8 protein-coding genes, 1 tRNA gene and 1 pseudogene are annotated in these 11,464 nt (G+C 64.2%); 5 read left to right on the top strand and 5 right to left on the bottom strand.

Going from position 1 to position 11,464, the window contains the following annotated elements:
- The first annotated feature begins 174 nt into the window (after positions 1 to 174).
- Together B3T59_RS12865 and B3T59_RS12870 are read left to right on the top strand one after the other, a co-directional pair.
- Positions 175 to 1,902 (top strand): hypothetical protein, encoded by a 1,728-nt coding sequence (locus B3T59_RS12865; RefSeq protein WP_245548738.1) that lies wholly within the window; start codon positions 175 to 177, stop codon positions 1,900 to 1,902.
- 89 nt (positions 1,903 to 1,991) lie between these two features.
- Positions 1,992 to 5,303 (top strand): GH92 family glycosyl hydrolase, encoded by a 3,312-nt coding sequence (locus B3T59_RS12870; protein WP_141630924.1) that lies wholly within the window; start codon positions 1,992 to 1,994, stop codon positions 5,301 to 5,303.
- Here B3T59_RS12870 and B3T59_RS12875 read toward each other — a convergent pair.
- The 3 genes from B3T59_RS12875 to B3T59_RS12885 all read right to left on the bottom strand — a co-directional run bounded on the left by B3T59_RS12875 (position 5,296) and on the right by B3T59_RS12885 (position 8,173).
- The gene (locus B3T59_RS12875; RefSeq protein ID WP_039856539.1) at positions 5,296 to 5,946 is read right to left on the bottom strand and encodes a hypothetical protein; all 651 of its coding nucleotides are present in this window, start codon (positions 5,944 to 5,946) and stop codon (positions 5,296 to 5,298) included. The two genes, B3T59_RS12870 and B3T59_RS12875, sit on opposite strands and share 8 nt — an antisense overlap.
- A 94-nt stretch (positions 5,947 to 6,040) precedes the next feature.
- Positions 6,041 to 7,879, bottom strand: a complete 1,839-nt coding sequence (locus B3T59_RS12880; RefSeq protein ID WP_005207814.1) for a GmrSD restriction endonuclease domain-containing protein — start codon at positions 7,877 to 7,879, stop codon at positions 6,041 to 6,043.
- A gap of 209 nt (positions 7,880 to 8,088) precedes the next feature.
- Positions 8,089 to 8,173: transfer RNA gene (locus B3T59_RS12885), tRNA-Leu, on the bottom strand.
- Between the two features lie 60 nt (positions 8,174 to 8,233).
- On the opposite strand from B3T59_RS12885, the gene B3T59_RS12890 reads away from it, so the two are divergent.
- From B3T59_RS12890 to B3T59_RS12900, 3 genes and pseudogenes are all read left to right on the top strand, one after another.
- Positions 8,234 to 8,704 carry a glucitol operon activator gene (locus tag B3T59_RS12890; protein ID WP_039856559.1) on the top strand — a complete coding sequence of 157 codons (471 nt, stop codon included), beginning with the start codon at positions 8,234 to 8,236 and terminating at the stop codon, positions 8,702 to 8,704.
- Positions 8,701 to 9,072 carry a DUF3817 domain-containing protein gene (locus B3T59_RS12895; RefSeq protein ID WP_005207816.1) on the top strand — a complete coding sequence of 124 codons (372 nt, stop codon included), beginning with the start codon at positions 8,701 to 8,703 and terminating at the stop codon, positions 9,070 to 9,072. The genes B3T59_RS12890 and B3T59_RS12895 overlap by 4 nt, the downstream gene beginning before the upstream one ends.
- 45 nt (positions 9,073 to 9,117) lie before the next feature.
- A pseudogene (locus B3T59_RS12900) lies at positions 9,118 to 10,229 on the top strand (glycosyltransferase).
- A 47-nt stretch (positions 10,230 to 10,276) separates the two neighbouring features.
- On the opposite strand, the gene rdgB reads toward B3T59_RS12900, so the two are convergent.
- Together rdgB and rph are read right to left on the bottom strand one after the other, a co-directional pair.
- On the bottom strand, positions 10,277 to 10,888 hold the full coding sequence (gene rdgB, locus B3T59_RS12905) for an RdgB/HAM1 family non-canonical purine NTP pyrophosphatase (protein WP_005207818.1): 612 nt from the start codon (positions 10,886 to 10,888) through the stop codon (positions 10,277 to 10,279).
- A gap of 4 nt (positions 10,889 to 10,892) precedes the next feature.
- On the bottom strand, positions 10,893 to 11,464 hold a 572-nt coding region (rph, locus tag B3T59_RS12910), incomplete at its 5' end, for a ribonuclease PH (protein ID WP_287003666.1).

The raw sequence follows: 11,464 nt of genomic DNA on the forward strand, positions 1-11,464 counted from the left end.
TCAGTCGAGACCTGATAGTGACCTTAGAGTTTCATTAAGGTTATGCTAACCTCACCAACTGAGCCGATGTGCTGGTGCTATCGGCGGGATGAGTTGAGCAGTCGGCAGACACCATTTCGGTGACACATGAGAAGAGAGTGCTTCATGGTGCGTGGCGTGGGTCGGGACCACCCGGTGGCAGCAGGACGATCGAGAACCGGGACGAAGTGGCTGGTCCGCGTCACCGCGGCAACGACGCTGTGTTCGGTCTTTGCCGCCGGCGCTACCGGTAACGGCACAGCAGCGGTGGTGGCAACGCAGGCCGCTCATCAGCAGCAAATCGCGACGCAAGCGGCACAGATCAAGGTAAAGCCGACAACGCGTCCCGCCGAGACATACGACGAGCGACTCGACCGGATCGGTAAGTCGAAGCGCTCACTGCTGGCAACACCCAAGGAGAACTTGGGCAAGGAAACCAGTTGTGTCAGTGCAGAATTCACTTCGCTCTCGGTGGTCTACGACTCGCTGTTCGAGTCGATCCTCCCGTCGCTTCCGCCCCAGCTGCAGCAGAACGCCTACGCCGCACGCGCCCAGGCGCATCGCGACATGGACCACATGAACGTCTCGACGCTGGCCATCTCCGACAGCCCGCTGGCCCTCGGCGCCGACTCCGACGACCCGGCTACCAAATACCGGAGCCCGATCTCTCAGTGGATCGTGGTGCAGCTCTTGAAGGTTCGCGACGGGAAGCAGAACGAGGCCATCCCGGTCAGCCGCATCACGCTGATGCAGGCCGTGGAAACCGCGTGGCTGTACTTGTTCACGACCGTCGTGGCGCCGGCCAAGGTGCTGTCGCAGATCGCGCCCATCTCGGGCAGTCCCTTCGACGAGACTCAACTGTCGGCGCTCTCGAACTTCATCACCTGGAAGAGCATCCTGCAGATCGGCGTCTCCGCCAGCGCGCTCGGCGCCCAGTACACCTACCAGGCGATCGCCAGCTCGATGATCAACCAGTGCGTCGCGCGAGTCACGAAAGAACAGAAAGACGACGCCGGCCGTCCGAGTGAGACCGTTCGCTACAACATTCCGATCCCGGCGATCGTGCAGGACATCGCCGATCAACTCGCACTCGCCGACAACAAGACCTGTGCGCCCGTCGGTTCACTTCCGCTGTCGCGCATCGTGACCCGCACCTCCGACTACGCGCAGACGATGGTCACCACCGAGGCGCAGAAGCGCAACATCCGCAACGAGACCAAGCGCATTCTCTCGACGATGCGCTCGACCCCGATCCCGCACAACCTGATTCCTGCCGATCCCGCGGACTTCAACACGGCGGAATCGATCGCCTCCTACATCGGCACGATCATTCCCTACGTCGGCGGCGCACCCCTCGACATCGCGTTGGGCCTCGGACACAACATCGGCCAGGGCGACAACCTCGCGGCGACGGTACCGCTCTCCGACCTCACCGTCACCAAGGGAATGACCGCCGCGTACTACTCGCTGTACCTCTCGCTGTATCTGTTCAGCACCGCTGGAGGTCTTGTTGAGGGCGAGGTGCTGCCAAAAGGTCTTCCGCTCACCCCCGTGCGCCTGCTCAACGCGGCTGGCTCGGCAGCCATCACGTACGGACTCGTCAACTACCACAACGTGATCCGCTCGATGTGCCTGCGCGAGGACGACACCACCGGAACAGGCCTCGGAGCCGAGCAGCACAAGAAGCTGCGCGACGCCAAGGACGGCGCGCGCACCGAGAAGGCCGCCGACGAGAAGGCGCTCGCACCTGCCGCACCGAGCACGTCGGCGCGGGTACCCGCCGGGGACGATCAACGTCGCACCGCGGCACCGACGACCACGTCGAAGAAGCCAGCCATCACCCCGGTGCCCGGCCTGCCCTTCACGATTCCGGCTGCCGGCTGATCCTGGCCTCGTATTGTCGCTGATGTTGGTCATGGATTTCCTGACCAACGTCAGCGGCAATCCCTCGCGCACGACGTAGGGTGGCGCGTGTGCGGTTCGGTGCGCGCAAGCAGAACCCGACCACCTCGCTACGGCGAGGCCCTGGTCCATCGCATCCTGTCAGCGCACGGCCGCTGGTCGGTCTGACGTCGCCACGACCATGGGTCTACGACCTCACTGTGCGCCCCGATTCCGAAGTGGTTGCCGGACTCGACGGCTGCGATCTCGTCGGGCGTGTCGTCGGAGAAGACGACGAGCTGACCTACGCCATCCATGCCGTCTTCGACCCCGACGAACACGACGTGCGGAACTCGTACGCCGCGACGGCCGTAGCTCTCGATCTCCAATTCGACGACGGCCACACACTTTCCGAGAGGGCGGTGCTCGACCAGCACGGCGTCGAACTCGATCCGCGTAGTCAGTACCTGTCTCGGACTATTGCGGTGGATCAGTGGACTCTGGAGAGAGTGCGACTCACCGGATGCGCGGGTCTGAGGATCGTCGGGGTGGCGCTTCGGTGTGCGCCGCCACCACGAATCATCAAGAGTCACAAGCAACGTCGGCTCAGGGGATTCGTCGACGACGTGTGTCTGCGTCCGCGCAGCGTGCCGCCCCCGGAGCGCATTCATCGCGTTCGCATCACACGCGGAACGCACTCCAGTGACCGCTTCTCGCGCGGTAACTGCGCGCCGCTTGTCGCTCCCCCGCACGGGTCGGTGTTCGGTCTGCCGATGACCGACGCGGGCAATCGAAGATGGCCGTACTCATACCACGAAGCCAACGACGCCGAGAACCGTTCGCACCTCAACGCTTTCGCGACCTCACACATCCCGAGTCCGTGGATGGGTGATCGTGGTGTGCTCCAATTTTTTCCCAGTACACTTGCCCACCCGGCGCTGGATCGCAGCGATCGCGCACTCGAGTTCTCGCACCACGACGAATCCGATCGTCCGGACCGCTACGCCGTGCCACTCGGCGGCGGCTCCGCGGCCGGCGGTGTCGACGCCGAACTCACCGCGGGCACGTGGTCGGTGTGGCTGCGGGTTGGCTTTCCCTCCGATGTCGGGTCACTGATCTTCGATCAGCTCGACGGGCGCGGATCGCTGGTGTTGTCCGACGCCTCACGGGGTGTGATCACCGGATTCGTCGACGGCCCAGGCGGTTTGGTCGATGTGCCACGCATGTACTTCGCTGCCCGCGTCGATGTTCCCGTCACGGCAACAAGCCATGCACCCGGTCGTCACGAACGCAGTGCGGTACTCGGCTCGGTCACCCTCGACGTGGCGCAGCGTCGAAGCGCTGTGCTCGCCGTCGGGACGTCATTCATCGGTGTCGATCAGGCAGCCCGCAACCTCGACTATGACATCTGGCTTGCCGGAGGCGGTTTCGATGCGATCTGGTCACGGAGCCGCGCCGCCTGGGACGCTGTCCTCGGTCGCCTCGATATTCGTGGCGCAAGCGATGACCAACTCGTCACCGCATACTCCAGTCTTCATCGAGTTCACCTCTACCCCACCATCGCCCATGAGAACGTCGGAACTCCGGACAACCCACGGTGGGCGTACGCAGACCCCTTCGTTCCGCCTGTCGACGACGGACCGACACTGACAGCGCGTCCCGTCGTCGACGGCAAGCTCACCGTGACCGACGGCTTCTGGGACTCCTATCGTGCGAGCTGGCCACTACGTACCCTCGTGTGGCCAACGGAGACAGGAGAATTGGTCGACGGCTTCGTCGAACACTTTCGACGAAGTGGTTGGACGAGCAGATGGTCGGCTCCCGGGCCTGCCGACATCATGACCGGCACGAGCAGCGACGCCGTATTCGCCGACGCCGCGCTCGCCGACCTACCGGGACTCGACCTCGAGAATGCCTACGACGCCTGCCTCCGCAATGCGACCACCCCGTCGTCGAATCCCCGTGTTGGCCGAAAGGGAATGTCACGCTCGCTGTTCCGGGGGTTCACCGACACCGACACAGCCGAGGGAATGAGCTGGACCGTCGACGCGGCGATCAACGACGCAGCGATCGCCACCTTCTCACGTCTACTCGCACAACGATTCCCCGCGCACCCTCGGAGTGAGGAGTTCCGCGCCAACGCGCTGTGGTTCGACGCGCGAGCGGCGTCGTACGCCACCGTCTTCGACGCCGAGACCGGCTTCTTCCGCGGGCGAGAACGCAATGGGGATTTCCGCCCGGTCCGCGACTTCGACCCACGCAGGTGGGGCGTCGACTACACCGAAACCAACGCCTGGGGAACCGCATTCACCGCACCGCACGACGGGGCGGGACTTGCGACGCTACACGGAGGACGAGCGGCGCTCGAGAAGAAGCTCGACGAGTTCTGCGCGACTCCCGAAACCGGCAGCGCCGACATGCGCGGGTCGTATCCCGTTGTGATCCACGAGATGCGAGAGGCCCGCGACACCCGCATGGGCATGCTCGCCCTCTCCAACCAACCCGCACACCACATTCCGTTCATGTACGCCCATGCCTCTACGCCGGGCAGCTTCGCCCACGCGAAGACCCAGTCACTGGTTCGCGATGCCACGCAACGACTGTTTCTCGGATCGGAGATCGGGCAGGGGTACCCGGGCGACGAGGACAACGGCGAGATGTCGGCGTGGTACCTCTGGGCGGTGACGGGGCTCTATCCGCTGTCGATCGGCTCGGGCGAGTACGTGATCACCGCTCCGACGTTCCCGTGGATCAGGTGGACGTTGGACAACGGCGCCACACTCACCGTCGACGCTCCTGCGGCGTCGACGACCAATCGCTACATCGAATCCGTGACCATCGACGGGCAGGCGTGGAACCACATCACCGTGTCTCGGGAACTACTGATGCGGGGCGCAGACATCACCATCGCACTCGGCCCGGCGCCCACGACGTGGGCCGCGGGCACGGTTCCGGCATCGGCAACTCCACAGGACACGGTTCCCCAGCCACCTCGCGACCTGACGAGTCCGCGGACCGCTCCGACGTGTGCACGCGGCCCAGCAGACGCAACGGCCGTCTTCGACGACGATTCGTCGACGCCGCCGCTCCTGCTGCGAGCCGATCACGCAGTCGGCTGGGAGTTCGACGCCCCGACCCTCGTCGACCACTACACCGTCACCCCACACTCGGCGGGCGAACTGGGGTGGCTGATCGAGATTCTCGACGACGCCGACGCGTGGATCCGAGTCGACGAACGGAGAGTGTCTTTCCGCTGGGACCGGCAGACCCGCGTCTTCGCGCTGCCGACGCCGACCGCCACGTCGGAGATCCGACTGCGGACACTCGACGACGTCGAGCTGGCCCAGTTGGAGTTCTTGCGGTTGACCAGCGGCGGTGCGACTCCTGAGGTCTTGATCAGTTAGCCGTGGACAGCTTCTTCAACGTTGCGCGGGCCTGTTTACGCACTTCGCTGTCAGGGTCGTCAACATACTGCTCGATGATCGGCCGCAGTCCCGACGGAAGCGGCCTGTACTGGCGGATGTACTTGATCCCCAGGGCACGCACGCTGGGATCGTCGATCTGGTCAACGACGATCTGCAAACCTTCGGGCAGCCCCTGCTTGACGAGCCACTCGAGGATCGCGACCCGACCCGACCCCAGAGACCGATCAGCACCGAGCCTCGCCATCTGCTCGTAGTCACTCGGCACAGCAAGGTAACGAAGCGCGTTCCCGATCGCGTACGAATTCACCTCTGGCAGTGGAGGATTCAAGTAGTACTGCTCCATCAGCAATGGAACAGCTTCCGTACCCATCGCATCGATCGTCGTGAGTGCGCGATATAACCCAGATCGAAAATTCGCAAGATCACGATGATCGGTCAATCCTGAGTACTCTTCGACATTCCGCACCCAATCAATCAACATGGGAATCAGCGCCGGATACCGTTCGCTCGTTCTAGTAAGGTCATTCATAGTCCGAAAAGGCAAACGACTACGCTTCCCCGCTTTTTTGATGTCCGAGGACAGCGCGGCGTGGGCCGCTATCCACTCAGGTGGTGGCGACATGTCATCAAGTTCCTCGTTGCTCGACGACCGGTCCTTGGTTCCCGATAGCCAAATCTTGCATCTTGATCTGACCCGACCGCGCGAGAACAGCAAGCTACTCCGATTCATCCGGCAACTCTTCGATTTCGGAAATCTCGAACTGCGTTGAATCCTCCGACGCTCCGTGATCTACATCGCGCGGCACGGCCTTGCCCATCGCATTCTCCACAAGGTCACACAATCGGCGCCGACGCTCTGTGAAGTAGGAAGTGAAGTCGTCGGCGCGCAACGATCCAGCTGGAACCAGGTGGGCCTCCACCAGTGCATTCAGCTTCGACGGGTCGATCTGCGCCTTCTTCTCAATCTGCGCGAGATAGACCGAGGGTGCGGCGCCACCAATTGTGCGATTGGTTACGGCGGAGATCGCAGTCTTGTTCACGATGCTCTCGCGACGTTCGTCGTCGATCTTGTGATTTTCACACCACTTCTTCGGGAAGATGTGGTGAATGTCGACCGCCAAGTTTGCGTACTGCACCTTGTCGAGAGCTTTGTCTTCCATCCAGTCTCGCGCCGAGTTGCCCAGCAGGAGGGCGTAGATACCTTTGTAAGCGGCCGCATTTCGAGTCCGAAGGGAGTGGAGGCGCGACTCCACGAACGTGGCGTCATTGACGGTATTGGGCACCGGAGCAGTCGAGTCGCCCCGCGCCCAATCCGGTACTTGTTCGAGGTCGCGCACGAACCGCGTTTCGCTGGCGCCACCGTAGAGCTCTCCGAGAATCCCACACCAAAACCAGCGAACCAACTTCTCACGGGGACCGAGGAGGTCGGCGTCGTGGCCCATCGCCACTCGAATAGCAGCGAGCGGTACCAGTTGCTTGGGATATGGCAAGAATCTGGTGTCGAAGACGTGCCGGTCCGCCATGAAGTCCGACGCCCAGATGAATGCTTCGCGGAGCGGACCGACCCATTCCAGGTAGTCGTCGAGCGAGAGTTTCAGGACGTCTTCGCGCTTCGCGGACACTGCGGGCGGCCTCGGACCGGTGTAAGCGAGATTGCGTTTGCGGGTTGTGAGCAGGGTAACGGCCTGCAGAAAGTCGGTGTTCTCCAAGCCGGCGAGCACGGGATACCCGGCGAACTTCGCCTGCGTCTCCTTCCAGTCGTCGTTCAGGCGGAAATCTGTGCCGTGAGTTCGGTAGTAGTCGGGGTCGCCCGCAAAGGTGGCGGTCAACAACTCGAACACATTGAGCGGGAGCCCGCCGACGTTGACCCGCTCGAAGACCGTCGCCACTGCCCCTTTACTGGTGTCCTTGTCGAGCTCGATCGCCGGGATGTTGTACGCGCCGGCTGGTTTGATGATGTTGTTGTTGAACGCCTTCGCAAGCTCGAGATCCTTCAGCTCGAACAGCCACGACATAGCGTCCCCGAAAACCAAACTCACCGGAAACAACCCGGCCGCCTGCTGTTTTTCAGGTGTCGACGCGTCGCGGACGATGTCTTTGCCAAAATTCGTCCGCTCGATTCCGTCACCGGGCAGCGACAACACCGCCTCGTCGATACGATCCTCACCCAGGACGGCGACGTGCATGTCGATGAAGTAGCGGCGATCCATGCGTTTGCCCCGGCTGTCCATGGTGTGCACCACGCCATCGCCGGTCAGCGCTTGCGTCAGTGAGGTCAACCGCTGCTGTCCGTCCAACAACAACGACTCTGCGTGCGTACCGATCGGCACGTCGGTTCCCTCGATCGGGCGGGGCTTGAAGCGAATCTGGTCGTTGCCGGTATTGAGAAGCATCACCACACCCAACGGGTGACCACGAAGCACGGTCACCAGCAGCTGCCGAATTCGTTCGTCCTCCCACTTGTAACCCCGTTGAAAATCGGGCAGCTGAATCTTCCCCGACTCCGCCCACTTCAGAAACTCACTGAGCTCATACAGCGGCGTCTGGAATCCCATCAGAATGCCTCCCACTCGTTGTGAAGTCGGATCACGTTGTGCCGAGCTCACGGTCTACGCCAGACCAAGGACACGTCACCAGATCGTCCAACTACTACTCGATGACTGATCTCCGCCGCGATGGTATTGGGCAGAACTGACACAGAGGCTCGAACGTGGAGGGTGTGCACGTCCGTGGCTTGAAGCGCTCAAGCGTTCAACGACCCAGCTGGTGCGCGAGGGGGGACTTGAACCCCCACGTCCGTAGACACTGGAACCTAAATCCAGCGCGTCTGCCAATTCCGCCACTCGCGCGTGCGCGGTCAACAGTACCGGTCGCGCGGCGATACACCCAGGCCAGGTACCGTCAAGGGTATGTCTACTACGCGTCGTGGTGCTCGCAGGCACCGCCCGGCACTGTTGGTGCTGGTGGCGCTCGCCGCTGTCGTGTGCCTCGGCATGGCGTGGTGGCAGTGGGATCGTTTCGAGTCGTCGGGCGGCACCGGTCAGAACCTGGGTTACGCGCTCCAATGGCCGGCGTTCGCCGTCGCGTTCGTTTGGGCATACCGCCGGTTCGTCGTGCTCGAAGCGGATCCGGAGGAGGTCGAGAAGCTCAAGCCGAAGGGCGTGACGGAGATCCCCGACGGCATACTTCCCGAGCGGGCAACCACCCCGAGCGCGTCGTCGTTCGCCGCGAATCCCGCGCGCGACGATTCCACACTCACCGACTACAACCGGTACCTCGCCGAGCTCGCCGCCACAGACCGAGAGCGCACCGAGGCGCACCCGGTCACCACGCCCGCGACGACCCGCGAGTCCACACAGACGGAGGAACACCACAGGTGAGCAGCGAGACCCCACAGAGCACCGAAACCGCCCGGTCCACACAGACCGCCACGCCCGTCGCGAAGGTGAAGAGCGCACTGACTCGCTATCGCGTGCTCGCGTGGATCACCGGTATCTGGCTGCTGCTGTTGGTCGCCGAGCTGATCCTGCGTTATGGCTTCGGCAATCACGTGTTGGACTTCGTCCCGCCGGTACACGGCTGGATCTACTTCATCTACCTCGTCTGCGCGATCGACCTCGGCATCAAGGTGCGCTGGTCGGTCGGCAAGATCATCGTGACCGCCATCGCGGGCACCATCCCCTTTCTCTCCTTCTATGTCGAGCACATCCGGTCGAAGGAAGTAAAGGCGCAGTTCAACCTGACCTAAGGCACGCGCAGCTCTGCGTTCACGCGAGCGCGGCTGACTGGCGGGGTGCGCATCGTCCAGTTGGCCAACTTCTACGGTGAGCGCTCCGGAGGACTGCGCACGGCCGTCGACCGCTGGGGTGCCGGCTACGTCGCCGCCGGACATGACGTGACGCTCGTCGTACCGGGAAGCGAATCCCGGGAAGACCTGATGCCGTCGGGAGTAGTGAAAATCTCGGTGCGCGCGCCGGGCATCCCGTTCTCCGGCGGCTACCGCCTGGCATCTGCTCGACGCGTCGCCGACGTCCTTGCTTCGATTCGCCCCGACGCGCTCGAGTGTCGGACCGGCTGACGCTGCGCGGCTTCGGTGACTGGGCTCGACGCCGCGACATCCCGTCGGCGATGGTGTCGCACGAGCGGCTCGACAGGCTGCTCGCCATGGCGATGCCGGCCCGGACCGCACGGGCATTGGCCGATCGGGCAAACGCCGCGACCGCCAACTCGTATGACTCCGTGGTGTGCACCACCGGGTTCGCCGCCGCTGAGTTCGAACGTATCGGAGCCAGCAACGTGGTCCGCGCACCGCTCGGCGTCGACCTGGAGCAGTTCGCGCCACACCACCTCGACCCCACACTGAGTGCCCGCTGGACCGACGGATCGACGACGCTGCTGGGCCACTGCGGCCGACTGTCGATGGAGAAGCGTGCGGACCGCTCCATCGCGGCCGCTGCCAAACTCCATCGCGCGGGGCTACCCGTGCATCTGGTCATCGCGGGAGACGGGCCCATGCGCGGCGCCCTGCAGCACGCCGCCAGGGGCCTACCCGTCACTTTCCTCGGCCACCTGCGTGACCGGCGCGAGGTCGCCGCGCTGTTGGCCAGCACCGACGTCTCGTTTGCTCCCGGCCCGCATGAGACATTCTGTCTGTCGGCGTTGGAATCGCTCGCGTCGGGGACGCCGGTCGTCGGATCGCGGTCGTCCGCCGTCGCGGGGATGGTCGACGAGTCGTGCGGCGCACTCGCCGACAATTCGGGGACAGGGTTCGCACACGCCGTCGAGCGTGTTCTGTCGATACCGCGTTCCGAACGTGAAGGGGCCGCTCGCGCGCGAGCTGCGCAGTTCACGTGGCCCGATTCGGTCTCACGGATGCTCGCGGTCCACAGCGGCAGCGCAGGCTGACGGTAGCCCCTTGCCGCGACGCCCGGTCCGTTGCGCGCCGTCGACCCTCAGGCCAGGGCGCGCAGCGCAGGAACCAACTGCGCCAAGGCTTTTCCGCGATGACTCAGTGCGTCCTTCTCCGCCGGAGCCAGCTCGGCGGCAGAGCGTCCGGCAGCTACCGCGTCGTCGGGAATGAAGAGCGGATCGTAGCCGAAGCCGTTGGAGCCCTGCGGTTCTCGCGCGAACACGCCGCGCCACTCGCCGCGCACGACGGTCTCGTCGCCCGACGGCGACACCAAGGCACACGCCGACACGAATGCCGCGCCGCGTCTGTCATCGGGTGTGTCCGAGAGTTGCGCCAGCACCAGCGCGTTGTTGGCCGCGTCGTCGCCGTGTACGCCACTCCATCGAGCCGAAAGCACGCCGGGCATCCCGTTGAGTGCGTCGATCTCGATTCCCGAATCATCTGCGAGACAAGGCAACCCGGTTGCCCGCGCGCCCGCTCTGGCCTTGATCAACGCGTTGTCCTCGAACGTCGCGCCCGTCTCGGGTTCTTCGGGGTACTCGGGCACGGCGTCGAGCCCGATCACCTCGAGGCCCGTGAGGCCTGCGGCGTCGACGACCCGCTGAAGCTCGGCCAGCTTCTTACGGTTGCGACTCGCGAGGAGTACCTGCGACATCGAGTCAGGCCGGCTCTGGCAGGGTGCCGGGATACGGGAGCGCGAGCGCCTCGCGCTGTGCCACGAACAGCTTGTCCGTCCCGATCTCAGCCATGTCGAGCAGCTTGTCGAGGGTGGCACGCGGGAAGGTCGCGCCCTCGCCCGTGCCCTGCACCTCGACGAGGGTTCCGGCATCGGTGGCGACGACGTTCATGTCGACCTCGGCGCGCGAATCCTCCTCATACGGGAGATCCAATCGCACTCGTCCATCGACGACGCCGACGCTGACGGCGGCGATCATGCACGAGAGCGGCTGCGGATCCGACAGTCGCCCAGCAGCTTTGAGCCACGTCACCGCGTCGGCGAGTGCGACGTAGGCGCCGGTGATCGACGCGGTGCGCGTGCCGCCGTCGGCCTGCAGGACGTCGCAGTCGAGGGCGACGGTGTTCTCGCCGAGCGCGCTCAGGTCGATGCACGCGCGCAGCGAACGTCCGATCAGTCGACTGATCTCGTGGGTACGTCCCCCGATCTTGCCCTTGACCGACTCGCGGCGTGAACGCTCGTGGGTCGCGGCGGGAAGCATCGAGTACTCGGCGG

Origin of the sequence: Gordonia sp. UBA7860 (genome assembly GCF_002500165.1) — a bacterium.
GTDB classification, from domain to species: Bacteria; Actinomycetota; Actinomycetes; order Mycobacteriales; family Mycobacteriaceae; genus Gordonia; species Gordonia sputi.